Origin of the sequence: Emticicia aquatilis (assembly GCF_014644295.1) — a bacterium.
GTDB lineage: Bacteria > Bacteroidota > Bacteroidia > Cytophagales > Spirosomataceae > Emticicia > Emticicia aquatilis.
On the sequence record NZ_BMKK01000022.1, the window covers coordinates 13,543 to 38,572 of the forward strand.

Annotated in this window: 22 protein-coding genes; 12 read left to right on the forward strand and 10 right to left on the reverse strand. The window is 38.6% G+C overall.

Going from position 1 to position 25,030, the window contains the following annotated elements; all coding sequences use genetic code 11:
* The first annotated feature begins 77 nt into the window (after positions 1-77).
* A complete protein-coding gene (locus IEX65_RS27155; RefSeq protein WP_188771417.1) occupies positions 78-2,432 on the forward strand; it encodes a TonB-dependent receptor in 2,355 nt (784 codons plus the stop codon).
* Between the two features lie 7 nt (positions 2,433-2,439).
* Positions 2,440-2,982: a PepSY-associated TM helix domain-containing protein gene (locus tag IEX65_RS27160; RefSeq protein WP_188771419.1), complete on the forward strand. Its 543-nt coding sequence runs from the start codon at positions 2,440-2,442 to the stop codon at positions 2,980-2,982.
* A gap of 74 nt (positions 2,983-3,056) precedes the next feature.
* Here the strand turns inward: IEX65_RS27160 and IEX65_RS27165 are convergent, their stop codons facing one another.
* From IEX65_RS27165 to IEX65_RS27180, 4 genes are all read right to left on the reverse strand, one after another.
* The gene (locus IEX65_RS27165; RefSeq protein WP_308424975.1) at positions 3,057-3,764 is read right to left on the reverse strand and encodes a superoxide dismutase; all 708 of its coding nucleotides are present in this window, start codon (positions 3,762-3,764) and stop codon (positions 3,057-3,059) included.
* A gap of 89 nt (positions 3,765-3,853) precedes the next feature.
* Positions 3,854-4,507, reverse strand: a complete 654-nt coding sequence (locus IEX65_RS27170) for a phosphoribosylanthranilate isomerase (protein WP_188771421.1) — start codon at positions 4,505-4,507, stop codon at positions 3,854-3,856.
* A 39-nt stretch (positions 4,508-4,546) separates the two neighbouring features.
* Positions 4,547-5,152 carry a recombination mediator RecR gene (gene recR / locus IEX65_RS27175; protein WP_188771424.1) on the reverse strand — a complete coding sequence of 202 codons (606 nt, stop codon included), beginning with the start codon at positions 5,150-5,152 and terminating at the stop codon, positions 4,547-4,549.
* A 128-nt stretch (positions 5,153-5,280) separates the two neighbouring features.
* Positions 5,281-5,574 (reverse strand): ATP-dependent Clp protease adaptor ClpS, encoded by a 294-nt coding sequence (locus IEX65_RS27180; protein WP_188771426.1) that lies wholly within the window; start codon positions 5,572-5,574, stop codon positions 5,281-5,283.
* Between the two features lie 202 nt (positions 5,575-5,776).
* On the opposite strand from IEX65_RS27180, the gene IEX65_RS27185 reads away from it, so the two are divergent.
* The gene (locus tag IEX65_RS27185; RefSeq protein WP_188771429.1) at positions 5,777-7,219 is read left to right on the forward strand and encodes a sodium:solute symporter; all 1,443 of its coding nucleotides are present in this window, start codon (positions 5,777-5,779) and stop codon (positions 7,217-7,219) included.
* An 86-nt stretch (positions 7,220-7,305) separates the two neighbouring features.
* Positions 7,306-7,929: a hypothetical protein gene (locus tag IEX65_RS27190; RefSeq protein ID WP_188771431.1), complete on the forward strand. Its 624-nt coding sequence runs from the start codon at positions 7,306-7,308 to the stop codon at positions 7,927-7,929.
* Positions 7,930-8,100: 171 nt separating this feature from the next.
* Here IEX65_RS27190 and IEX65_RS27195 read toward each other — a convergent pair whose 3' ends face one another.
* Positions 8,101-9,984, reverse strand: a complete 1,884-nt coding sequence (locus IEX65_RS27195) for a M1 family metallopeptidase (protein WP_188771433.1) — start codon at positions 9,982-9,984, stop codon at positions 8,101-8,103.
* Between the two features lie 87 nt (positions 9,985-10,071).
* Between IEX65_RS27195 and IEX65_RS27200 the strand changes: the two genes are divergently transcribed.
* The 3 genes from IEX65_RS27200 to IEX65_RS27210 are packed head-to-tail and all read left to right on the forward strand — an operon-like array spanning position 10,072 to position 12,299.
* Complete coding sequence (locus IEX65_RS27200) at positions 10,072-10,695, forward strand: polysaccharide deacetylase family protein (RefSeq protein WP_188771434.1); 624 nt, start codon at positions 10,072-10,074, stop codon at positions 10,693-10,695.
* Between the two features lie 35 nt (positions 10,696-10,730).
* The gene (locus tag IEX65_RS27205; protein WP_188771436.1) at positions 10,731-11,270 is read left to right on the forward strand and encodes a hypothetical protein; all 540 of its coding nucleotides are present in this window, start codon (positions 10,731-10,733) and stop codon (positions 11,268-11,270) included.
* A 51-nt stretch (positions 11,271-11,321) separates the two neighbouring features.
* Positions 11,322-12,299 (forward strand): glycosyltransferase, encoded by a 978-nt coding sequence (locus tag IEX65_RS27210; protein WP_188771438.1) that lies wholly within the window; start codon positions 11,322-11,324, stop codon positions 12,297-12,299.
* 74 nt (positions 12,300-12,373) lie between these two features.
* Here the strand turns inward: IEX65_RS27210 and IEX65_RS27215 are convergent, their stop codons facing one another.
* From IEX65_RS27215 to IEX65_RS27230, 4 genes are all read right to left on the reverse strand, one after another.
* Entirely contained in the window at positions 12,374-15,595 is a 3,222-nt protein-coding gene (locus tag IEX65_RS27215) for a WD40/YVTN/BNR-like repeat-containing protein (RefSeq protein ID WP_188771440.1), read from the reverse strand.
* A gap of 170 nt (positions 15,596-15,765) precedes the next feature.
* Entirely contained in the window at positions 15,766-16,848 is a 1,083-nt protein-coding gene (gene corA, locus IEX65_RS27220; protein WP_188771442.1) for a magnesium/cobalt transporter CorA, read from the reverse strand.
* Between the two features lies 1 nt (position 16,849).
* Positions 16,850-17,428: a Uma2 family endonuclease gene (locus tag IEX65_RS27225; protein WP_188771444.1), complete on the reverse strand. Its 579-nt coding sequence runs from the start codon at positions 17,426-17,428 to the stop codon at positions 16,850-16,852.
* 40 nt (positions 17,429-17,468) lie between these two features.
* Positions 17,469-18,896, reverse strand: a complete 1,428-nt coding sequence (locus tag IEX65_RS27230) for an ATP-dependent DNA helicase (RefSeq protein ID WP_188771447.1) — start codon at positions 18,894-18,896, stop codon at positions 17,469-17,471.
* A gap of 167 nt (positions 18,897-19,063) precedes the next feature.
* Here IEX65_RS27230 and IEX65_RS27235 point away from each other — a divergent pair, with 167 nt between their 5' ends.
* The 5 genes from IEX65_RS27235 (at position 19,064) to IEX65_RS27255 (ending at position 24,102) form a co-directional block, all read left to right on the forward strand.
* Entirely contained in the window at positions 19,064-19,549 is a 486-nt protein-coding gene (locus IEX65_RS27235) for an NUDIX domain-containing protein (protein ID WP_229250931.1), read from the forward strand.
* A 159-nt stretch (positions 19,550-19,708) separates the two neighbouring features.
* Positions 19,709-20,587, forward strand: coding sequence for a DUF3822 family protein (locus IEX65_RS27240; protein WP_188771449.1), 879 nt, complete (start codon positions 19,709-19,711; stop codon positions 20,585-20,587).
* A 65-nt stretch (positions 20,588-20,652) separates the two neighbouring features.
* A complete protein-coding gene (gene coaD / locus IEX65_RS27245; RefSeq protein ID WP_188771451.1) occupies positions 20,653-21,108 on the forward strand; it encodes a pantetheine-phosphate adenylyltransferase in 456 nt (151 codons plus the stop codon).
* A 24-nt stretch (positions 21,109-21,132) separates the two neighbouring features.
* Positions 21,133-21,564: a hypothetical protein gene (locus tag IEX65_RS27250; protein ID WP_188771453.1), complete on the forward strand. Its 432-nt coding sequence runs from the start codon at positions 21,133-21,135 to the stop codon at positions 21,562-21,564.
* A 48-nt stretch (positions 21,565-21,612) separates the two neighbouring features.
* A complete protein-coding gene (locus IEX65_RS27255) occupies positions 21,613-24,102 on the forward strand; it encodes a bifunctional UDP-N-acetylmuramoyl-tripeptide:D-alanyl-D-alanine ligase/alanine racemase (RefSeq protein WP_188771454.1) in 2,490 nt (829 codons plus the stop codon).
* Positions 24,103-24,154: 52 nt separating this feature from the next.
* Here IEX65_RS27255 and IEX65_RS27260 read toward each other — a convergent pair whose 3' ends face one another.
* Positions 24,155-24,730: a peptidoglycan recognition protein family protein gene (locus IEX65_RS27260; protein ID WP_188771456.1), complete on the reverse strand. Its 576-nt coding sequence runs from the start codon at positions 24,728-24,730 to the stop codon at positions 24,155-24,157.
* Between the last annotated feature and the right edge of the window lie 300 nt (positions 24,731-25,030).

Consider the following 25,030-nt stretch of genomic DNA (forward strand, 5'->3'; position numbering starts at 1 on the left):
GGAAATTCAAACGAATTTCCTTTTAAAATAAACATTATTTATAATTAGTCTAAATAAAAATTAAACCATAGAAAAAAATGAAAAATATTATTTGTACCTTATTAATTCTTTGGGCGATAGGAGTTAAAGCCCAAACTGGTCAAATCAAAGGAGTGGTCACTAACAGCGAAGGACAACCCGCACCATTTGTGTCAGTTCAGTTGAAGGAAATTAAGAAAGGTACAAACTCGGATGACAAAGGTGAGTTTGCCATCACAAACATCAAAGCTGATACTTACACACTTGTAGCTTCATTTGTAGGTTATAAAACACTCGAACAAAAAATTAAAATCGAAGAAGGCAAAACATTGAATCTTTCACTCGAATTGTTTGAAAATGCCGAAACATTGAAAGAAATTGTAGTGAAAGGATATGTGAGTCAGAATGAAAGAGTGGTTTCGGTAGGAAAAATAGCTATTAAACCGATGGATTTGCCACAAAGCGTAATGACGATTGACAGAAGTGTGCTTGATAATCAGCAAGTTTTACGCATGAGCGATGTATTGATGAATACCAACGGCGTGTATATTTCGGGAACAACGGGTGGCTATCAAGAGGAGATTTCGGGTCGTGGGTTTTCGTTTGGAAGCTCAAATACCTTCAAAAATGGCGTAAGATATTTTAATGGTATGCTGAACGAAATGAGTGGAGTTGAGCGTGTAGAGGTAATGAAAGGTAGTTCGGCTATATTATTCGGAAATGTGGCAGCGGGTGGAATCTTGAATTTGGTGACCAAAAAACCAAAATTTGATTTTGGTGGAGAAGTTGCCATGCGAGTAGGTAGTTTTGGACTTCTCAAACCAACATTTGATGTTTACGGTGGCATAGGAAAAGGTGAGCGTGTGGCGTATCGTTTGAATGGTAGCTACGAAAAGGCCAATAGTTTTCGTGAAGGTGTGAGTTCGGAGCGTGTTTATGTAAATCCTTCGTTGCTTTTTAAATTGGGTGTAAAAACTGAGATTTTGCTCGAAGCTGATTATATGAAAGACCGCCGTACACCAGATTTTGGAGCGGGAATTATCAACTATCAGATTGTAGATTTACCGAGAGAAAAATTTATTGGTTTGCCGTGGAGTTATTTCAAGTCGGAGCAACTTTCTACCACCGCCACAATTACACATCGTTTTTCAGAAAATTGGAAATTGAACGTAACGGGTGCTTACCGCAACTACAACACCGATTTATTTGCCAATACTCGCCCTAATACAGGTACTTTGATTAATACCGCAGGTACGTGGATTCGTAATGTGCAACGCAGCGAAGTAGCCGAAGATTATTATTTAGGTCAAGCCGATTTAACTGGAAATTTCAATACAGGAAAGGTTTCGCACCAAGTTTTGGTAGGAATGGATACTGATTATTTCAGTACACTTACTACTGCCTATACACAACTGGCTCGCTACGATACTGTCAATATTTTCGGTTCGAAACAATATAAAGTGCGTACGGATATTCCTACCTTAAATCCTGCAACGTTGACGACAGCCCCAGTGAATCGTGTGGGAGTTTATGTGCAAGATTTGATTAGTATTACACCAAAATTAAAGGTTTTAGCAGGAGTGCGTTATAGCTATCAGCAAACCAAGAGCGATGTTTACACCTCCGCTACTAAAGCTACCACAACAGTTCTAAATTTTGATGGAGCATTCTCTCCACGTTTCGGATTGGTATATCAACCGAGCAAAAATCATTCAGTTTTTGCCAGTTATTCTAATTCTTTCACGCTTAATACTGGCGTAGATGTGAATAACAATGCTCTTCCTCCATCATTGATTGACCAATTTGAAGTTGGTGTAAAAAATGAGTTATTGAATGGGAAATTATCGGCAAACGTAACACTTTACCGAATTTTGAATAGCAATTTAGCTCAAATATCGTTGGCTAATGGCAACACGAACACCAATATCAAAGAGTTGGCTGGTTCGGTGCAAAGCGAAGGTTTAGAAGTAGATTTAACGGCTCGCCCTGCAAAAGGCCTCTATTTGATGGCTGGGTATAGCTACAACGAAACAAAGTATGTAAAAAGCAATACGTTTGTAGAAGGAAGTTTGTTGAGATACAACCCAAATCACACGGCCAATGCAAGTGCAAACTATCGTTTTGAAGAAGGTAAATTGAAAGGATTAACTTTTGGTTTGACAGGTGTGTATATTGGCACTCGTTATGCAGGACGCTCGACACGTGTACAAGTGGCCAATGATACTTATCGAATCATTGCTTTGCCGAGTTATGCACAAGTTGATGCTACTGCTGGATATACTTACCGCAATATCTCGCTTCGTGCTAAAATGGCCAATGTATTTAATGTATTGAGCTATAATGTGCATGATGACAATAGCGTAAATCCGATTGCTCCGAGAAATTATTCTGCCACTTTATCATTTAAGTTTTAAGGAAGCCATGAAGTTGAACAACAGAGAATTACACCGAGATTTAGGCTATTTTTTTATTGGATTGATTATTTCATTTTCAATTTCAGGAATTTTGCAAAATCATCGTCAGACTTGGCATCCTGAAAAATATACGGTTGAGGTAAAGCCCATAACGATACAATTACCGAAAGATGAAAAGGATATCACAGAAGATTTTGCCAAGAATTTATCGTTTGGCTTTAAAGATAAATTTCGTCGATATTCCATTAAGAAAGGAGAATTGAAGATTTCCTACGAAAAACATGATGTAGAAATTGATATTAAAACGGGTAAAGGAGAGGTGATTACTTTCAAGAAAACACCATTTATTGCCCAGATGAATCAACTGCATAAAGACACTTCTGTTTGGTGGATTTATTATTCGGATGCCTTTGCGGTTGGTTTGATTGCAATTGCCGTGACGGGTGCAATGATGTTTCCGAGAGGGAAGTTTAGTTTCAAATCAAGAGGGTGGAAATTAGCAATTTTAGGAATTATTTTCCCTCTAATTTTCTTATTTATAATAGCTTAAATTGTATGTATATTTATTAAAAAGGCTTATTTCGCTACGAAATAAGCCTTTTTAAGTTGAGAAGTATTAGATAATTACTTCATTGCTGCTTCAAAGTTTTCGCTAACTTTTTTCCAGTTTACAACATTCCAGAAAGCGGCTACGTAATCGGCACGTTTGTTTTGGTATTTCAAATAATAAGCGTGTTCCCAAACATCAAGAGCCAAAACTGGCGTTCCTTTGTCGGTTGCAACATCCATTAATGGATTATCTTGGTTGGCTGTCGAAACGATTTTTAATTTCTTATCAGGGGTTACGATTAACCAAGCCCAACCCGAACCAAAACGAGTTGTGGCAGCTTTGCCAAATTCTTCTTTCATTTTATCAAAACCACCAAAAGTTGCCGTGATGGCATCAGAAAGTTTACCAGTTGGCATTCCTCCAGCATTTGGAGCCATGATTTGCCAGAAAAAAGTGTGATTCCAGTGTCCACCGCCATTATTTCTTACTGCAACTGGGTATTTGCTGATGTTGCTCAATAATTGGTCGATTGAAAGTTTTTCCATGTCGGTTCCTGCAATGGCTTTATTGAGGTTATCGACATACGCTTTGTGATGACGGTCATGGTGAATTTCCATCGTCATTTTGTCGATATGTGGCTCAAGAGCATCGTTGGCGTAGGGTAGAGGAGCAAGTGTAAACATTCCGTCGAAAAAAACTGGAGCTTTGCTTGCATAAATATCGCTTAACTTAAAAGCGAAGGCACTTCCTATAAAGGCTTTGATGAAATCTTTTCTGTTCATTGGTTTATCAGATATAAGGTATATACAAATCTACTATTTTAAAAACAATAGCCTATGATTTAAGTTTACTTTAACTAAAATTTAACGTTTCAGACCCGATTTACTTCATTAAAAAACGCTTCTAATTTATAAGGGTCTAATTTGCCGTCGGTGCGGACACTGCTACATAAATCCAAACCATAGGGCTGCACGGCATCAATGGCGGCTCTTACATTTTCAGTTTTTAGTCCACCAGCCAAGAAAACAGGTACTTTTGATTGCTCCACAATCTTTCGGCTGATTGCCCAATTATGTACTCTGCCAGTTCCGCCCAGTTCTTTTACTGCTAAATTAGGGTTTCCTGAATCAAGCAAAAGTGCATCCACTTTCTCTGATATTTCGAGTGCGGCATCCAAAGACTTTTCGTCAACTACGTGAATCACCTGCACGATTTTTATAGCAGGAATTTCTCGCCTAAAATCATCATAAGAGCCAGTTTCTAAGGCATCAACAATCTGAATGACATTTGAATTGACTGTTTTTTGATGCTCAATAATTTCCAAACTATTAGTGCGACTGGTCAGTAAAAACGATGCAATCGGCGGTGGTATTGTTCGAACTATTTCTTGAATCAATTCATCAGAAATTGGCCCCGGCCCGCTCGGCATTTTGGCCACCAAACCCAATGCCGAAGCTCCGAAACTGATAGCCTGTTTAGCTTCAAGAGGCGAACTAATACAACAGATTTTAACTTTTGGTTTCATGTTTTAAACTCCCCTTTAGGGGCTGGGGGTGGTTAGGGACTACTCATAAGCAATCCTACTCGTAATACTTCGGCCGAGGGTTACTTCATCGGCATATTCGAGGTCGCCACCGATTGGAATTCCACGAGCTATGGTACTTATTTTTTTATTGAAAGGTTTTAGTCGTTTTTGTAGGTAAAAGGCGGTAGTATCGCCTTCCATTGTTGGGCTAAGTGCTAAGATAATTTCTTGAATATCAGGCTCTTGCTCGACTCTTTTTATCAACGACTCAATGTTTAAATCGTTAGGTCCAATGCCCGCTAATGGCGAGATGATTCCTCCTAAAATATGATAAAGTCCACGATATTGGGCGGTATTTTCGATGGCCAGTACATCACGGGTATCTTCTACAATACAAAGCACCGAAATATCACGGCGTGGCGAACTGCAAATTAAGCAGAGTTCGTCATCAGAAATATTGTGACACTTTTTGCAGAAAGTAGTTTTTGTACGCATACTGATAAGAGCATCAGCCAAGAGTTGCGTCTGCGATTCATCTCTTTTCAATAAGTGCAAAGCCAGCCTCAAAGCCGATTTTTTACCGATTCCCGGTAGCTTTGAGATTTCAATAACAGCTTCTTCTATTAGTTTTGAGGGGAAGTTCATTTTTTTAGTCCATTGTCATAGACGATGGTCGATAGTTTTTGCTTTGCATAATGTGACGAAGAAGAGATTCGAACTCTGCGTCTGAATTTATTTTAGTAGCCAAAAGAAAATTTTTGTTGAACTATAGCCTACTTCAACATAATTTCAGCCGAAATCTCACGGCGACAGATTTCGTTTCTCATGGCAGCTAATTCCTCAAAATCTCCTGATTTTACACCACATTTTCCTTTATAATGAATAATCAAAGTACACTGTTCGGCTTGTTCGGGCGAGTGCTGGCAAACATCAATAAGGGTAGATATTACGTGGTCGAAGGTGTTTATGTCATCATTGAAAACGACTAATTCCCATAATTTAATAGCTTCGAGGTCTTCAGTAACCTTTTCAATTACTTCAATTTCTGGACTTGGTAACGTTGTCATTTGTCGAGTTTTTTGCACAAATTTGGGTTAATTAATTTTTATAAAAAATTGATAGTCAAGTGTTTTTTAAACAAAAAAACGCATTTTTAAATAATCAAACATCAATTTCTAATGCTAAGATAATTCATTCTTGCGAAAGAGTAGTTTTGTTATCGAAAAAAAAGTTTTGATATTTGGATAAGATTTTAAACCCTAAACATTTATGTCATCAACACTCGCACTAACGATTCTGGTTATTTATTTTTTAATTCTAATTGCAATTTCGTTTTATACTGCCAAAGGAGCAGATACTAATACCTTTTTTACTGCTAATCGCCAATCGCCTTGGTATTTGGTGGCTTTTGGTATGATTGGAACATCAATTTCGGGCGTAACGTTCGTTTCGGTACCGGGTGCAGTCGGAAAAATTCAGTTTTCTTATTTTCAGGTGGTGCTGGGTTATGCAGTGGGCTATTGGGTAATTGCCACGATTTTGATGCCGATGTATTATCGACTAAATCTGATTTCGATTTATGGTTATCTCGAAAAACGTTTTGGTTTTTGGTCGTATAAAACTGGGTCGGCTTTTTTCTTACTTTCTCGTACTGTTGGTTCGGCGGTGCGTATGTATGTGGCCGTACAGGTTTTGCAACTCGCCATTTTTGATGCTTTAGGTGTGCCTTTTGAGGTGACGGTTTTGATTGCAATGGCTCTAATTTTTGTTTATACATTCAAAGGTGGTGTAAAAACTATCATCATTACCGATACACTTCAAACTTTTTTCTTGCTTACGGCATTGGTTTTGACGATTTATTTGATTGGACAACAACTCAATTTAGGCGTTGGCGATTTATTTTCAACTGTTCGAGATAGTCAATATTCAAAGGTTTTTGTGTGGGACTGGGCGAATAAACATCATTTTGTGAAAGATTTCTTGTCGGGAGCGTTTATTGCCATCGTCATGACTGGCCTCGACCAAGATTTGATGCAGAAAAACCTTACTTGCAAAAGCATCGGCGAAGCACAGAAAAATATGTTTTGGTTTTATGTAGTTTTGGTTTTTGTGAATTTGCTTTTCTTGAGTTTGGGTGTATTGCTCTATTTGTATTCTGAAAAAATGGGCTTGCCAATTCCTGCTAAAACTGATGATTTGTATCCTTCGTTGGCACTGGGTAATCAGTTCGGGACTTTGGCAGCCGTTACGTTTTTGTTGGGTATTACTGCGGCTACTTATGCCAGTTCGGACTCGGCACTTACGGCACTTACGACTTCATTTTGTGTAGATTTCTTGCATATCGAGAAGTACGAAGAAGCCAAACGCCAGAACCTCAAACACTATGTGCATATTGGTTTTACGGTAGTGTTTATTATAGTAATCTTGATTTTTAGGACGTTGAATAGCCAGGAAGTTATTTCGGCGGTATTTAATATTGCGGGTTATACTTACGGCCCACTACTCGGACTTTTTGCCTTTGGACTTTACCTTAAACGTCTATTAATGGATAAATATGTGCCTTTTGTATGCGTAGCTGCTCCATTTCTAACTTACGGAATTGAAGAGTTCACGAAGGCAAATCTTGATTTTGAATTTGGTTTCTCGAAATTAATGCTCAATGGATTTATAACATTCGTAGGGCTTTGGATACTTTCGAGAAAGGCTGAATAGTTAGTTTTCTAAGGAAGACTTCGCTCCAAGCGAAGCCTTCCTTTTTACATCGAAATCTTTTGCTGAATATAAAAATAACATTTGGTATGAAAACCAATATTGAGCCACTCCAAGCTGATAGTTATTATCACATCTATAATCGAGGAATCAACGGAGAAAACATATTCAAAGAAGAAAGAAATTATGTGTATTTTCTGCAAAAATATACTCAATTTGTAAGTCCAGTTGCGGAAACGTATGCTTATTGCTTGATGAAAAATCACTTTCATCTGTTAGTAAAAACTCGTTCTGAAAATGAAATAAAACTATCAGAAGATAGTTTGGTTAAAAACGCTAATAAGCCTATTCATTGGCTTTTGAGTAATGCTTTTGCGAGTTTTTTTAAGAGCTATTCTCAAACTATCAATAAAGTGTATAAACGTACTGGAAGATTATTTGAAGAGCCTTTTCGTAGAGTATGGGTTGATAACGATGAATATTTTACAGAGCTAATTTACTATATTCATCACAATCCTGAAAAACATTGCTTTATAAATGATTTCAGAAAATACCCACATTCTTCTTATCAATCACATTTGCGAACTACTACTACAAGATTAAAGAGGGATGATGTTTTAAAATGGTTTGGTGGTAGGGAGGAATTTGAAAAATTTCATGCAAGATGTGATAACCTCAATAATTTAGAAAAATTTGAAATTGAGTTTGATTAGATTTTCAGGAAGACTTCGCTTTAAGCGAAGTCTTCCTTTTTTATTTCACCCCACCCAACTCAATAAATTCTGCATCCAAAACATCAATTTTAGGGCGTATTTGATGAAAAATAAATATAATGAGTAGTTTTAAGGAAGACTTCGCTTAAAGCGAAGCCTTCCTTTTTTATTTCACCCCACCCAACTCAATAAATTCTGCACCCAAAACATCATTTTTAGAGCATATTTGATGAAAGGTAGTGAAGATTGCTCGATGCTTCGGCTATTGTTATTGAAGTTTAAATCAAACAAAATCTTGTTTTTTGGGTCGATTGTTACTGAGCTGATTGGCTTTTCAAACTTCAATAATTTAGAATAGTCTTCGCCGCTCCAACTGATTAATTCTTCTTTTCCATCAGTAAACTTTACGAGTATTTCAGTTGCAATTATCATATCGCCCAAACGCTTGATGGTGCATTGCTTTTCATCGATTTCACTTACTTCGTAATCACAATCGGGGGCTTTATAAAGCGTTTGCTCAAAATACCAATTGAAGGTTTTTCCGTACTTATAATTGGTGCGTTTGGGAGCAATTTCGTTGACTATTGCCACAAAATCTTTTACGGCAGGATGCTTAAAACGCCATCTGATAAAGTATGTTTGCATCACCTCATCCATTACTTCCGTTCCAATCAGGTTTTCGAGTGTTTGTAGCATGGTGGCGGTTTTCATGTAAGTCAATGTGCCGTAAGTGCCTTTTGGGTACTCCCACGATTTTCGGAAAATCTCCGAAATTTTTACATTTTTCATACTTACATAGGCAATTCGAGGGTTTTCGGAATCGTTCAGTTTGAAACCAAAGAGATTTATCATTGAACCTTTGCCGTAGGTGGCATCCATGATTCGGCTTTCATAATATTGATTAAAACCTTCATCTAAAAACGATTCCTCAAACTCATTCGAGGCCAGCATACCTTGAAAATATTGATGTCCGAATTCGTGAATTGTCACTACTTCGGGCGAGCGAATTCCTTTTGGCAAGCCCCAAGTTGTTTCGCCACAAGTAATAAAAGTTGGGTACTCCATACCTGCCGAACCTGCAGCTGCCAGCGGTGGGTCAACCAATGTCAAAACTGGGTGCGGATATTTACCGAGGTGTTTCTGGAAATACTCTAAAGCTGCAATAGCCGACTGAAAATAGCGTTCGGTGCTACCGCTGTGTTCGGGCTGCACGACCGCTTTTATTTTTACGTGCTTCCACTGGCGTTCGCTTACCTCAAAGCGGGGCGAAACCGTCCACGCAAAGTCATGCACATCATCGGCTCGGTAGCTGATGGTTTTTGTGTTGTCTTTATTGATTTTTTCGTTCTGAAAAACACCCGTTGCGGCCAAAACAAAGTTTTTCGGAACGTTCATATCTACTCGATAAGTGCCAAAATCGGCATAAAACTCGCTGTCAGCGTGAAATTGGTGGCAATTCCAAGCACCTTTTTTTGCATAACGCATTCCTGCCGATTCATAAACACCGATTTTCGGAAACCATTGCCCGACCAAATGATAATCGTCCGCATAACCTGTTCGAGCAAAAACTTTGGGCAATCGAGCTTTGAAATTGATGTCGAGCGTGATGCTTTCGTTGGGGGCAATTGGTCGACTAAGCGGTACACTTATCACGGTTTGGTCTTTGTCGTTGAGGTCGTCGGGTTGAATAAATTTGATTTTTGAGGTCAGATTTTCTCTACCACGAACTTTCATTGAAGTAATATCAATCCAGCCAAAATTACCTTTGTTTTTATTATCCATCATTTCGCCCCGAAGCTGTCCGCCCGATTCTTTCATGAAAGTCGAGTTTTTGTTTTTGAAAGCATTGAGGTACAAATGAAATTGCAATTCGGTGATGTAATCGGTCGAAGTATTTGTCCAAACCAGCGTTTCTTTGCCCGTGAGCGTATGTTTTTCGGGGTCGAGTTTTACCGAAATATCATAGTTGGCAATGCGGTTGCTCAAAGGTTTGGTTTGTGCCGCCGCATTCAGAAAAGAAAACAAGAATATAATAAACAGAAGATGCTTTTGCATGAAATTTTATGATTTCGTTGGTGCAATTTAGAAATTAAATATTATTTCTGACTAAAAATTCAGACTTTTGCATAAAAACCGTGAGCGATGTTTTTGCACAAAACTAATTTTTTGATGCGGGCTTTATACCCTAATTTCGTTTGGAGAAAACCCTCTGATGAAAAGAAAATCTATCTAACTTTTGATGATGGCCCAATACCCGAAGTAACCGAGTTTGTGCTGGAAACACTCGAAAAATATCAAGCAAATGCCACTTTTTTCTGTATCGGGGATAATATTAGTAAAAATTCGAGTATTTTTCAGAAAATAATAAATAATGGGCATTCGGTCGGAAATCATACTTTCAACCATCTGCGAGGTTGGGCAAGCGATGATGTTACTTATTTGGAAAATAGCGTCAGATGTAAAACTGAAATCGAAAAACACGGCATTGAAACTAAACTTTTTCGGCCTCCTTATGGGCGTATCAAGCGAAGCCAAGCCCGTAGTTTATTGCCTAACCATGAGATAGTTATGTGGGATGTACTTACTGGTGATTTCTCTCAAGACTTATCGCCCGAGACTGTCCTACATAAAACAATTAAGCACACTGAAGCTGGCTCAATTGTACTTTTTCATGATAGTATTAAGGCCAACAAACGGATGTCTTACGCTTTGCCGAGATTTTTAGAACATTTTTCGAGTCAGGGATTTCAGTTCTCAAAACTTTAAATACTTTTGCAAAAACTAAACACGTCCCCTTACTCATGAACCTCAAACAATTACTTTTTCTAACCGTTATCCCCATTTTTAGTGCCTCCCAAAGTTATTCTCAGACCAAATTCGTAGAACAAAAAGCAGGGCATATTATTTACATGTCGGTTCCCGATTACATGGTCAAAACCACTTCGCTCAATGATGTTGCTTCGATGCAATACATGAACAAAACCAAAGAAGCCTATGTTGTAGTAATCGAAGATGCAAAGGAAGATTTGGAAGCCGAAGGTACAAAGTATAACAGCCTAAAAGAATTTCATGATTCGGTGATTGAAAGCTTAAAGTCAGAAGACCCAAAGGCACAAGAATCAAAACCGACTGAATTTCAGCAGAATGGTAATAAATTCTATCAAACTGACCTAAATGCTACTTTACAAACCGAAGATGGTAAAGATATTAAAGTGACATATTTGGTAACTTATGTAGAATCTAAAACCCATTACTATCAAGTTTTGTGCTGGACTTTGGCCAGTAGCTACAAAGATTTAGTGGGTGATTTCAAGAAAATTGCTTCAACAATTAGAGACTAATTTTAGTCCATAGTTTTCGGTCAACAGTCCAAGGTTGTAAAAAAAGTAGTCATGAAATTTCCGAACGTAAGTATTTTAGTAGCTGCCAGAAATGAAGAAGAAAATGTTGCGGATTTATTGTTTACGTTTACTCAACTGAGTTACCCGAAAGATAAGCTACAAATTCTTATCGGAGATGATGATTCGACTGATGCAACATCTGAAATTATTGAAAGATTTACGGCCAAAAATACTTATATTCAATACATTAAAATAGAAAAACAAATTGTTGGACTGAAAGGTAAGGCAAATGTTTTGGCACAATTGGCTCATCTGGCAACGGGTGAGCTTTTTTTCTTTACCGATGCTGATATTGAGGTGCCTAAAAATTGGATTGAATCTTTTATTGTTGCGAGAAAAAACGAAGGCGTAATTGTCGGGCTTACCCTCGTAAAAAACAAAAATTGGTTTGAAGCCAGCCAAGCAATTGAGTGGCTTTTTACGCTGAAATTAATGAAAACGTTGGCCGATTTCAAGATTCAATCAACAGGAATGGGCAATAATATGATGGTTTCGGCGGAGGCTTATTGGGCGGTTGGCGGTTACGAAAAAGTTGGTTTTTCGATTGTGGAAGATTATGCCATTTACAAGGCAATTATTGATAAAGGCTTTGCTTTTAAACAATTATTCATGCCTGATGCTATGACGCTCACCAAGCCACCAAAAAGGTATTTTGAGCAACGTAAACGTTGGGTTTCGGGCGGAATGTCAACCCAATCTGTTTTGATTTTTCCTGCTTTAATTCAAGGTTTCTTATTGCCTATTTTGCTGATTATTAGTTTTTTTTCGTGGAAAAGTGTTTTGGCGTTTATTTTCCTAAATCTTTTAATTAATTTTTTGGTAGGAAACCGAATTTTTAAAATTTTAAATCAGACTCAGCTTCTGAAATACATTCCTGCCTACACGATGTATATGTATGTGTTTTGGTTTTTGCAGTTGGTTTCTTATTTCTTACCAACTAAATTGGTCTGGAAGGGTCGAGAATATTAGTTTTTCGTGAAGATAATTGTGGCACACCTTTAAGGATGTGCCACAAGTGTTTTCAAGCTATTTTAATGCAAATTCTAAGGAATAATAACTTTACTGATTACCTTCTCGGCACAGAGTTTATTGTAGGCGGCAATATCTTTCGAAATCAACTCATTCATTTCGGTTTTTAGTACATTCCATTGAGCATCGAGGGCGGCGAGTTGTTTTTTCTGCCCGCTCGTTACGGTCGGTACGTTTGAGTCAACTTCGCCTCTTACGAAAATATAATCGGCACTTAGCATATTCTTGAAATTGATAATATCATCGTTCGATTCTGCTTTGTTCTGTACCAATTTTTCTTCCCAAACTTTGATTTTCTTCACAATCGCATTTCCGGCATCCACTACTGCTTTTAGCTCAGTTTTTGTGGCCAAAAGACTGCTCACTTCGCTAATTTGCTTAGAAATCTTTCGCATTTTGGCAATTGACTCGTGAATATCATTTACGCTATTTTCGAGCGATTTGAGTGTATTTTCTTGGTCTTGATAATCGGCGGCCGTTGCATTGATGCGTGGGTCGGCGAGAATTTTCACAGGAACAGTTTTAATTTGTTTTCCGTAGGTAAATTTAGCCGAATAAGTACCTGGAGACATTTTACGGCCATCATAACTACCTTCGATAAATACTTTCGGAATACCTTTGATGGTTTCGGCACGCATATCCCACACAAAACGATTCATGCCGCCTTTCATAAGAAGCGTTGGGTCGGGCGATGGGCCACCTGGGTAAACCTCAAAACCTTTTTCTTTTTTGCTGCTGTACGTTCTTACGATTTCGCCTTTTGCGTTGCTGATTTCTAAGGTGAAGGCCAAGGTAGTATCAGGTTTGGCAGGTAAACCATAATAAAAAACTACACCAGTTGATGGATTTTCTCCGAAAGTTGAAGTTGATTCTTCGTCTTCTTCACTAACTTTGTCAAGCGAGCTACGCCCCGAAACTCGGTAAGCATCTTCGGGAGTGAAAGCCGTCAAACTATCTTTTGATAATTCACCTTTCAGTTCTCTAATCGGAGCTAAATCATCCAAAATCCAAAACGAACGGCCTTGAGTTGAGGCAATCAAATCATTTTGATGAACTTTCAAATCGGTGATTGGCGTAATTGGAAGGTTCAATTGCATATTCGACCAATTCTTACCGCCATTCATTGATACATAAAAACCAGTTTCCGTTCCTGCAAAAAGCAAATCTTTTCGCTGAGAATCTTCACGCACCACCCGCACACACGCTCCGTACGGAATTCCTTCGGTGATTTTAGTCCAAGTTTTACCGTAATCGGTTGTTTTATAGATAGAAGGCGTAAAGTCATTTTGCTTGTAGCGATGCGTAGCAATGTATGCCGTTGCGTTATCGTGTGGTGAAACTTCTATTGCATTTACCAAACATTCTTCGAGGCCAGCTGGTGTCACGTTTGTCCAAGTTTTGCCATTGTCTTTTGTGATATGCACCAAGCCATCATCGCTACCTGCCCAAAAAACACCTGCTTCGTTAGGCGATTCAATTAGGTACGAAATCGTTGCGTAGTTTTCGCCACCTGCACCTTCGTTGGTATAGGGAGCTCCGCCTAAACCGAGTTTGGTTGTATCTTTTCGCGTTAAATCAGTCGAAAATTCCGTCCAAGTTTTGCCCAAATCGCTTGTTTTCAAAACCACATTTCCTGCATGATAATAGGCTTTTTCACGTTTTGAGTAGATGATTGGAGCATTCCAATTGAAGCGGTACTTCATTTCCTTCGCTTTCAAGGCTTGGTATTGAATCGGGGCTGTCATTACGCCTTTTCCTTCTTTGTTTTGCAAATCGAGTAGCTCAATTGTGCCTTGATAACTTCCGCCCATTACGTAGCGAGGTGCATCGGGGTCGAATGCTAAAAATGCACTTTCACCTCCTGCCGAATATTCCCAGTCACGTTCACGGATACCGCCACCATTGGTTACTCGACTCGGAATCATGACCGAAGTATTATCTTGCTGACCGCCATAAATTCGGTATGGAAACAAATTATCAGCATTGATTCGGTAAAACTGAGCCGTAGGCATTTGGTTTTGCGGAGAAAATGACTGCCCACCATTGAACGAAACGGCTGCACCACCATCATTTCCCAAAACCATATTTTTACCATCTTTCGGATTCATCCACAAGTCGTGGTGGTCGCCGTGGGTTCCGCCAAAAACACGAGTGAAGGTTTTGCCACCATCAATAGATTTAAGGGTGGGAGAATTAAGTACATAAACGATGTTTTCGTTGGCTGGGTCGGCAAAGATTTCGATGTAATACCACGCACGTTGAACCGTTCGGTGGTCTTTGCTTACACGAGTCCAAGATTTTCCTGCATCGTCGGAGCGAAAAACACCACCTTGCTCTTTTTCAGTATCAGATTCAATGACCGCAAAAACTCGGCTCGGATTTGCTCTCGAAACCACAATTCCCATTTTTCCCAATTCTTTCGGCAAACCTTTATCGAGTTTTGTCCAAGTTTCGCCACCATCAACCGATTTATACAAACCACTGCCTTTGCCACCGCTCACCATTTGCCACGGTAAACGACGGTGGTCCCACATGGCAGCGTACATAATTCTTGGATTAGTCATGTCCATACTTAAATCCGAACAGCCTGTGTTATTATCAACAAAAAGTGTCTTTTTCCACGTTTTACCACCATCAATTGATTTGTAAACGCCTCTTTCTTCGCCAGCACCGTGCAATGCACCTTGAGCCGCCACATAAACAACATCAGGATTTTGTGGGTGAATACTAATGCGAGAAATATGACGAGTAAGGTCAAGACCCAACTTTGTCCAAGTTTTTCCTGCATCGGTCGATTTATAAACGCCATCGCCGTAAGAGGTCATCACGCCACGAGGAGCGTGTTCGCCCATACCCACGTACACAACGTTCGGGTCAGATTCTGCCACCGAAACTGCCCCAACCGAACCAGTTTTGAAATAACCGTCCGAGATATTTGTCCAATTAAGTCCAGCGTCGGTAGTTTTCCAAAGTCCTCCGCCAGTTGTACCCATATAATACACTTGTGGATTACCAACTACGCCCGAAACTGCCACCGAACGACCGCCACGGAATGGGCCGATATTTCGCCATTTGAGTGCTTTAAAAGTACTGTCGTAGTTGATTTGTGGAGGCTTTGGAGCCTGCACGACCGTTGTAACAGGTGTTGGAGAAGCTTTGGTTTTCTTTTTATTTTGGGCAAATGCCCCGAAAGAAGCCAATACAATCAACAATAAAATTGATAGTTGTTTCTGCATTTTTAGAGATGAGTTTTGTTAATGAAGACCATACTGCTCAAAGATAGTTAATATCTAATTAAGCTTGGATACATGGTGCTATTCTATCCTGCTTTTCAGCGACAAACAGGTATTTTGATGGGGTAAAAGTTGAAAAAATGCTTGATAAGGTGAGTATTCGCCTTACAGAATCAAACATATTTTTTCCATTTGAAGTAAATCCAAAGAATGATTGAAATAACAATCATACTACCGAGCGTATAAAAATAGCCATTTGGGTGATGTAATTCGGGCATATTATCGAAGTTCATGCCGTAAATACCCGCAATAAAGGTTAAAGGCATAAAAATAGCGGTAAAAACCGTGAGTGTTTTCATGACCGAGTTCATTTTATTACTCAAGCTGGTGAGATAAATATTCTGAATGTTTTCAATCATTTCTCGATAAGATTCAATCGTTTCGAGGGTTTGCAGAATATGGTCGTAAACATCACGTAAATAGATGATTGTGTTGGGGTGAATCAGTTCGGATGACTCACGAGTGAGTGTGCCAAAAATATCTCTGAGCGGCAAAACTGCTTTACGAATTTGCATCAATTCTCGGCGAAGTTCATAGAGTGCTGTTTGGTCGTCTCGATGAGGATTTTCGATGATTTTTATTTCTAATTCCTCCAATTTTTCACTAAATTTTTCGAGAACGACAAAATAGTTATCAACCACTAAATCACAGAGGGAATAGAATAAATAGTCGGCTTTGCCTTTTCGGGTTTTGCCCACTGATGCTTTAAGTCGAGCGAAAATCGGAGCAAAAACATCAGATTTGTGCATTTCTTGAAACGAAACTACGTAATTTTTTCCCAAAACGAGTGCTACGTGTTCGGTTTCAACTTCGTTGAGAGCTTCGTTGAATTGTAGCATTTTCATTATCACAAAAATATTTTGCTCACCAAAATGCTCCAGTTTGGGTTTCTGCTCGGTATTCAGTACATCTTCAAGTAATAGCGGATGTAAGTGATAGTGCTTACCGATTTCTTCAACAATATGTACTTCATGCACGCCATCAACATCAAGCCAATTTACGTGCGTTTCGATAGGAGAGAGTTGACACTCACTGATTGATTTAACTATTTTTTGCTGGTAAATTTCATCATTAAACTCAACTAATTTTACGACAGTATCAATCGGCACATCTTTGCCTACATACTCAAGAGTTCCAGGCGATGTAAAAACCTTTTTCTGAACGTATTTCTTATATTTTTTATGATGCTTCGACATTCTATGCTTCTTTTTTCCAGCCTAAATAAATATCACTCAAAGCGACGTTACAGTTGATTGATTTCAACTCAATTACATCATTTAAAGAATCATACGAGCGATACTGCCAAAAAATAATATTTTCATGTTTTGAATAAACTTCAACTCGAACCCTGTCTTGAGCAATCAACAAATATTCTCTTAGCGACTCAATCTGTTGGTATTTTCTAAATTTTTCTCCTCGGTCATACTTTTCGCTTGAGTCAGAAAGAACTTCTACAATTAATATTGGATTTTTTGCCGCATTTGGGTGTTCAGAATAACTTTCAATTTCACCACAAACAACCGAAGCATCGGCATAGACAAATTCATCTTCGGCAGTGGCAATGGCCAAGTCGCTATTATAAGCCAAACAAGGTTTTCCTTTTAGACTATTTCGTAGTTCGGCAGCTATGTTATTTGAAATCAGGGCGTGCGAGGGTTTTCCGCCTGCCATTGCGTAAATTTCTCCACCAAAGAATTCATGTTTTTGGAGCGATTTTTCTTCCAGTTCTACATATTCTTTGATGCTGATTTCTTTCTTTAAAACCGAATCTCCCATTTTTATGCTTGATTTTTATGCAATTTAAAGATTTTTCTCCTCAGCTCTCCAAAAACTGTTTATTAAAATTAAGCAAGAAAACTTCCTTTACCCCACGAGTAATGGCCGTATAAAGCCAACGAATAAAATCGCTATCTACTTCGGCATCGGGGGGCAAGTAGCCTTGGTCAACAAAGACAGCATCCCATTGTCCACCCTGCGATTTGTGGCAGGTTAGGGCGTAAGCAAACTTTACTTGAAGGGCATTTAGGTAAGCATCTTTACGCAGTAAATCTTGGCGTTCTTTCTTTGATTTTACCCAAAAATAATCTTTTAATACATTTTCATAGAGCATTTTATTCTCTTCAGCCGATAAGGTAGGCGAATTTGAATAAAGTGTATTCAGAATAATTTTGCAATCGAATTCTTCTTCATCGGGATAATCAACCAGTTTGAGTGTTACGTTAGCAAAGCGTAAACCGTGCATTTCTTCTTCTCTCCGAATCTTGATTACCTCCACAAAATCGCCATTGGCAATAAAACCTGCCTTTGATTCTTCGCCCAAAACCGTATAATTATTTCTGACAACCATTAGCATATCGCCCGAATCAAGCTCATTTTCGGAGTAATTGATGGCCGTTCGGATATAACGATTATACTGCACCGCCGTTTTATTCGAGCGAGTAATAATTGTTGTGTTTTCTCGACCATATTTATCGTAGGCATACCTAATTCCATCTTCCAGTCGCTCGCCCGTCATTCGATAGAAATCTTTATACTTGCTCGTAATGAGTTTAATATTAGGCTCTTCAGCTACAAGTTGTTTTCTTAAATCAGTTGCATTTGTCAAAATCCCCGAACCTTCTCCCTGACGCATTACTTCGGTGAGTACGTGTTCGGTAACAGTAGCATGGTATCGGCCAGCCAAATGAGCCGCACTGAGGGCGGGGCTGACTTGCATACCTACTGGTGGAAGCTGAGCTTCGTCGCCAATCAGAAGGAGTTTATTGGTTTCCTGCTCGAAAACAAAGTCGAGCAAATCATGGAGTAAGCTATTCGTACCAAATTCTCGTTCGTCTGAAATCATCGAGGCCTCATCGACAATATAAACCGTGCCTTCTTGGGTATTTTTCATGCGTTCAAAAACCAACGCACCCGTGTAGGCATTTTCAACTTGGCGATAGATTTTTTTGTGAATCGTTAAGGCCATTCTCTTCGAGTAGCTCGACATCACTTTGGCAGCTCGACCCGTTGGAGCGAGTAAAACTGCTTTATAGCCAAATTCTTTCAGAACCTTAATGAGCGTACTCACAAAAGTCGTTTTACCTGTACCTGCATATCCTTTCAGAATGAATGTATCACGGAAGCGGTCTTCTTCCAGTATAAATTCGTCCATTAACTTAAAAAGCTTCGCTTGCCCGAAGGTGGGTGTAAACGGAAATTTTTTAAGAAATCTTTCTGAAGGTTTTATATTTTCGTCGAGTGCCATTGTTTAATGTATAATTAAGAATGTAGAATGAAGAATGCAGTTTTTTTCTGATGCTACACTCCTAATCTCTAATCCAACTGCAAAATAAACCTTTAAATTTTAAAAACATTCAAGATTCGTGAAATCCCTCGTGGCTGATTCATTATCTTTGCGGGCTAATTTATAAAATGCTCAGTGTAATGTCAGAAAAAGACCCTAAAATCAATGCTCAAGAGCTTTATGGAAATCGTATTCGGGTACGAGCTTGCGGAGTATGTATCGAAAATGACCGAGTGTTGATGATTGGGCATCGAGCTATTTTGGGCGAAAATACTTTTTGGAGTCCCCCGGGCGGAGGAGTTGAACTCGGAGAAATGGCCGAAGATGCCCTCCGACGTGAGTTTTTGGAAGAAACTGGGCTTGAAATAGAAGTAGGTAAGTTATTATTAATGAATGAGTTTGTGAATTTGCCACTACATGGCATCGAATTGTTTTTTGTAGTGAAAAGAGTAGGAGGAGAATTGACTTTGGGGCATGACCCAGAGATGAATTTGGGCGAACAACTGATTCAAAAAATAGAATGGTTGTCGTTAGATGAAATAAAAAGCTTAAATTTGAGCGAAAAACACCAATTTTGGCAAAAGTTTGGAAGTTTTAATGAGATAATTGCTTAAATTCGTTCTTTAGTCAAACGGCCAACAGACGACAGTACGCAGAATAGTAAAATGCTGAATCTGAGTTACTTATAAATAAACAGACAAGCAATGTTGACTATCGACCGTAGTCTTTGGACTAAAAAAACTTTTGCTAATAATCTAAATTGATTAAAATCATTGGAGAATCCTGTTTTAAATATATCACCGAGTTTTGAAATCAAAGACGACCGCTTCGACACCAATCAGATATCCGACTGCCATCTGTTGATTGAAGTAAGCCGTGACCGTTTTCGTTTTACTGTTTACAATACCCTCCACGATGTAATTATGTGGTTGGAAGATTACCATATTTTTTCATTATTAAACGAAAATCAATTACTCAAAACCCTCAAAACAATTTATCAAGAACACCAGTTTTTGGCTGCAAATTACTGGAAAACGATTCGTTTATCGGTTAATGCAAATAATTTTACGCTTATTCCAGACGAATACTATGAAGCCAACGAAGCGGCCAAATACTTAAATTTTGCTGCTGGTAAAAACGTTTCGGAGCGAGAACAAATCTTTGACTTTAAGCATAGTCGTTTTGGGGCAGTTTGTATTTTTGGTATCGAAAAAGATACTTTTTCGTGGTTCAAGGAAATGTATCCTGCTCGAAAGATTGACCCTGTACCAGTGGTGGGGTCATTGATTGAAGGTATCGTGCAAGATAAAAATAATGATGGCTTACATCTTTACTTTGAAGATTACTACATCACAATTATTTATTTCAAAGAAGCCAAATTACATTTCTGTAATCGTTTTCATTTCCGAACTTCGCAAGATATGGTATATCATGTGCTATTTGTGATGAACGAACTCGGTTTACCAGTTGATACTCAAACAATGTTTTACGGCGAGATTACCTCATTTTCGGATAGATATGTGCAGCTTACTCAATCGCTCACGAATATTAAGTTTGCACTAAATCCCTCAAAAATTCGTTTTAGTCAATATTTTGAAGATTTGCCCGAACATCGTTATTATACCTTGTTTAGCTCATTTTATTTATATTGATTACCTCTAATATCTTTTAGAATTTTTAAAGAATGCCGTTAGTCAAGTACTAAAAGCTAAAAAATATGAAAAAAATTGCCCTTTTTCCTGGTTCTTTCGACCCCTTCACTAAAGGGCATGCTGATATTGTGATGCGTGGACTGAAACTTTTTGATGAGGTGATTATCGGTATCGGTACAAATTCAGCTAAGAAACGCTATTTCTCGCTCGAAATGATGACCGAGAAAATCAGAGAAACGTTCAAAGACAACGAAAATGTGAAAATCATTTCTTACGATGACCTAACAGCTAATGCGGCGGTAGCACACGGAGCTAATTTTTTATTGAGAGGATTAAGAAATACGACTGATTTTGAATACGAAAATACGATTTCGCAAGTAAATAGGCATTTGGTTGGTGGCCTCGAAACGGTTTTCTTGATTACCTCGCCAGAGCTTGCCCCAATCAGTTCGACAATCGTGCGTGAATTACACAAATACGGTGCGAAGGTAGATGATTTTTTGCCTTATGATATTGACTAAGATTACATAAATTTATCAAGTACAATGAAAAACTTATTATTGATTACTTTGGTCTTATTTGCCTTTAGCTGTAAAAAATCAGAAGTAACTGTGAATGAACCAACAAAAGTCCTTTCAGCTAATTTTTGGAAACTCGACCGTTTTGCTGATACTGATGGTAAAACATTGAGTCAAAATCAGCTAAATTCGCAAGCACAAGCACTTTTTGGCTTAGATTATGAATTCCGTGATGATAACGTCACTCGTGCAAAAGACCGCATAACAAAGCAAATCTTAAATGCAGGAACTTGGTATTTGATTCAAGATAACCAAGTTTTGGATATTGATATTTTGGGCTTCAAAGGACAATTCAAAGTAATCGAAATCTCAAAAACTAAGCTGGTTCTGCAAGCTGAAAATAATAAAATGATTAGTGCTGGTCAATTCGTAAATATGGAATTTATTCCAGCATTGTAGCCCACCCCAGCCCTCCCAATAGGAGGGAGCTAAATCTTTCTTTTGTAAGTGAATTTCCTTTCCGAACCTATTATCTCTCAGGCTACGGTGCTGCTAACCGATAGCCGTTTTGTGTCTCAACCAGAGCATAGTATATTTTTTGCCATCAAAGGCGAGCGTCACGATGGACATGCGTTCATAAAAGACCTTTATGAAAAAGGTGTACGTGAGTTTGTGGTTGAGAAAAAAGCATTGAATGATGCTCTAAAAACGCAACTCGAAAATCTTTCAGACGCCAAATTTTTTGTGGTAGAAAATGCCATCAGGGCATTGCAGCATTTGGCGGCAAATCACCGTCAAGCTTTTGATATTCCTGTGGTGGGCGTAACTGGCAGCAATGGCAAAACTATCGTCAAAGAATGGTTGAGCGTATTGCTGGCTAAGGACTATAATTTAGTAAAAAGTCCACGAAGCTATAATTCACAAATTGGCGTGCCGCTATCGGTTTGGGAGATAAACGAGCATCATAATTTCGGTATTTTTGAGGCAGGTATCTCGAAATCAGGCGAGATGGAATTTCTCGAACCCGTTATTCGTCCAACCATCGGGGTTTTTACTAACCTTGGTTCGGCACACGATGAAGGTTTCAGAAGCCGCAAACAAAAAGCTACCGAAAAACTCCGCTTGTTTCAGCGAAGCAAAACTCTTATTTACTGCAAAGATTACGAAGACATCGACGATGAAATCAGAATTTTGTTGAAAGCGGTAAATCCAACTATCGAACTCATCGGTTGGTCGAGAAAAGCAGGAAGTAAAATCTTTGTTAATGCTACTAAGCAAAACACTTATTGCACTTTACAGATTTTATGGAATAGCCAAATCTACGATTTCAAAATTCCATTTGCCGATGATGCTTCCATCGAAAACGCAACGCACTGTATTTTCTTGATGCTGCACCAAGGTATCAATACGGCCGAGATTCAGAGTCGCTTAGATATGCTCAAGCCAATTGCTATGCGTTTGGAATTGAAGCAGGGAATCAATGATTGTTATCTGATTGATGATACCTACAACAACGACTACGCAGGGCTTTCGGTCGCTCTTGATTTCATGACCCAGCAACATACAAAGCGAGATAAGGTGTTGATTATCAGTGATGTATTGCAGTCGGGCTTAGAAGAGTCAGATTTGTACGAAAGCATAGCCGAACTCATCAAAGGCAAACAAATTGATAAAGTGATTGGTATCGGAGAAGTGATTTCTCGCAATCAAAAATCCTTCTATACATCGGCCGCTGGTGATAGAAAAGCTCCTGTTGCACCAATCGTTTTTTATCAATCTACCGAAGAGTTTTTGGAGAAATATCCCATCAACCAACTTCAAAGTTCGTTGATATTGGTGAAAGGTGCCAGAAAATTTGAATTCGAGAAAATCATCAATCGACTAACGCTGAAAGTTCACGGAACTGTCTTCGAGGTCAATCTCGATGCTTTGACCAATAATTTGAATTTTTACAGGAATAAAATTGGTTCGGATACAAAAATAATGGTGATGGTAAAAGCATTTGCCTACGGAAGTGGCAGTGCCGAAGTAGCGAGTTTACTCGAATATCATCGTGTTGACTACTTGGGAGTGGCTTACACCGACGAGGGCGTTGTACTTCGCCAAAATGGAATCAAACTGCCAATTATGGTACTTAACCCGCAACCAGAATCCTTTGCCAAGCTAATTGAGTATAATTTAGAACCAGAAATTTATAGTTTTAAAGTTTTTGAACAGTTTTTAACTTTCATAGAATCTTTTGAGCATCATACCTTTAAAATTCATCTCAAACTCGATACAGGAATGCACCGACTGGGTTTTGAGGCACAAGATATTGAGCAACTGGTTGCGTTATTGAAGCAAAATCCGAAAATAAAAATAGCTTCTATTTTTAGTCATTTGGTTGGGGCTGACGAGAGCGAACACAATGCGTTCTCGAAAACTCAAATCGAACGATTTGAGCAAATGTCGAAACAAATCATTGATGCTTTAGATGGCCAAAAACCATTGCGACACATCTGTAATTCGGCAGGAATTATTCGTTTTCCAGAGGCAAAGTTTGATATGGTTCGTCTTGGAATCGGCTTATATGGCGTGGAAGTAACAGGCACCGAGCAGAAAGAATTACAGACCGTCGGGACATTGAAAACGGTTATTTCACAAATAAAATACTTGAAAGCTGGTGAAACCGTTGGTTATAGCCGAAAAGGAGTATTAGAAAAAGACTCCAAAATAGCCACCATTGCCATTGGTTACGCCGATGGATTCGACCGTGGGTTTAGTAAAGGCGTAGGCAAAGTTTTGGTGAATGGGGTGGCTTGTCCAGTTGTTGGTAATGTGTGCATGGATATGACAATGGTTGATGTAAGCGAAGCTGACTGCCAAGAAGGTGATGAGGTAATAATATTTGGTAAAGACTTATCAATCAAAGATTTAGCTGCTTCGATTGGCACAATTTCGTACGAAATTCTTACGGGTGTAAGCGAGCGAGTGAAGCGAGTTTTTTATAAAGAATAAAGAAAAGAAAGTGGCACATTCGTCCGAAATTACAGACGTGATGTGCCACTTTTTATAGTAGAGGTAGAAAGTTCTTCTTGAAATCTTCTACCTTATTTCCTCCAAAAAAGTTAGTACCTGGGCATGATTTTGTATTGCCAGTTCCTTCTACTTTGATACGCTTTCCCAGTATTAAATCATACCAATGATGATAAACTACCGTCTGGTCGCTTGGTTGTAAATTGAATTTCTTCAATAAGGTCTTTGTAATAGATATAATTGTGTCTTTCTGAGCTACCGACATTTTATCCTTGCCTTTATCAAAATTTCCTACGTTTTCGATACAGATGCCGTTCGCATTAGCTCCTTTTATACCCGCAGGAATCTGATTGATATTACGACAAACCATTATTTTTCCATCTGGAAATGTGGTAAAGGTCTGGGCGATTTCTGAGAATCCTCGCTCAATGTGTGCTTGCTCCATACTCTTGCATAACTCAAAATGATTGTTACCTTTAAAAGTCTTATAGGCTGGCAGGTAAGTGTGGTGCTGCTGAACCAAGCTAATCTTGCGAGTGATGATTTGCATATCGAGCCAGCTTGAAAACTCGCTGGCATCCAACAAAATAAATTTTCCTACTGCTTTCATGGTCTAACGTTTTTTAGGTGTAAGTTTCACTATATCAGCAAGTTATAGTTTTTTCTTAATATTCACCAAACGATTTTTATTCTGCGGTAAAATTTTGCCGAAACGCTTTCTTAATCTATAAATGAGAATAATTGTATAATATAAAAATAATAAACACTACATTTACCCGATTTTAGAATATCATCCCTAAACTCCACCAAATGTATGGCAAAAAGCCAAGATGCGAAGAAAGCTGTAAAAAAAGAACCTTTGAAAACAGCCAAAGAGAAAAAAGAAGAAAAGCGTGAGAAGAAAGCCAAA

Bases quoted from the DNA above. Each gene is read 5' to 3' on its own strand.
- IEX65_RS27195 (WP_188771433.1), bottom strand. From the start codon at position 9,984: ATGCAAAAGCATCTTCTGTTTATTATATTCTTGTTTTCTTTTCTGAAT.
- IEX65_RS27205 (WP_188771436.1), top strand. From the start codon at position 10,731: ATGAACCTCAAACAATTACTTTTTCTAACCGTTATCCCCATTTTTAGT.
- IEX65_RS27260 (WP_188771456.1), bottom strand. From the start codon at position 24,730: ATGAAAGCAGTAGGAAAATTTATTTTGTTGGATGCCAGCGAGTTTTCA.
- IEX65_RS27165 (WP_308424975.1), bottom strand. From the start codon at position 3,764: ATGAACAGAAAAGATTTCATCAAAGCCTTTATAGGAAGTGCCTTCGCT.
- IEX65_RS27180 (WP_188771426.1), bottom strand. From the start codon at position 5,574: ATGACAACGTTACCAAGTCCAGAAATTGAAGTAATTGAAAAGGTTACT.
- IEX65_RS27155 (WP_188771417.1), top strand. From the start codon at position 78: ATGAAAAATATTATTTGTACCTTATTAATTCTTTGGGCGATAGGAGTT.
- IEX65_RS27200 (WP_188771434.1), top strand. From the start codon at position 10,072: ATGTTTTTGCACAAAACTAATTTTTTGATGCGGGCTTTATACCCTAAT.
- IEX65_RS27250 (WP_188771453.1), top strand. From the start codon at position 21,133: ATGAAAAACTTATTATTGATTACTTTGGTCTTATTTGCCTTTAGCTGT.
- IEX65_RS27185 (WP_188771429.1), top strand. From the start codon at position 5,777: ATGTCATCAACACTCGCACTAACGATTCTGGTTATTTATTTTTTAATT.
- IEX65_RS27230 (WP_188771447.1), bottom strand. From the start codon at position 18,896: ATGGCACTCGACGAAAATATAAAACCTTCAGAAAGATTTCTTAAAAAA.
- IEX65_RS27225 (WP_188771444.1), bottom strand. From the start codon at position 17,428: ATGGGAGATTCGGTTTTAAAGAAAGAAATCAGCATCAAAGAATATGTA.
- coaD (WP_188771451.1), top strand. From the start codon at position 20,653: ATGAAAAAAATTGCCCTTTTTCCTGGTTCTTTCGACCCCTTCACTAAA.
- IEX65_RS27215 (WP_188771440.1), bottom strand. From the start codon at position 15,595: ATGCAGAAACAACTATCAATTTTATTGTTGATTGTATTGGCTTCTTTC.
- IEX65_RS27235 (WP_229250931.1), top strand. From the start codon at position 19,064: ATGCTCAGTGTAATGTCAGAAAAAGACCCTAAAATCAATGCTCAAGAG.
- recR (WP_188771424.1), bottom strand. From the start codon at position 5,152: ATGAACTTCCCCTCAAAACTAATAGAAGAAGCTGTTATTGAAATCTCA.
- IEX65_RS27210 (WP_188771438.1), top strand. From the start codon at position 11,322: ATGAAATTTCCGAACGTAAGTATTTTAGTAGCTGCCAGAAATGAAGAA.
- IEX65_RS27160 (WP_188771419.1), top strand. From the start codon at position 2,440: ATGAAGTTGAACAACAGAGAATTACACCGAGATTTAGGCTATTTTTTT.
- IEX65_RS27190 (WP_188771431.1), top strand. From the start codon at position 7,306: ATGAAAACCAATATTGAGCCACTCCAAGCTGATAGTTATTATCACATC.
- IEX65_RS27170 (WP_188771421.1), bottom strand. From the start codon at position 4,507: ATGAAACCAAAAGTTAAAATCTGTTGTATTAGTTCGCCTCTTGAAGCT.
- corA (WP_188771442.1), bottom strand. From the start codon at position 16,848: ATGTCGAAGCATCATAAAAAATATAAGAAATACGTTCAGAAAAAGGTT.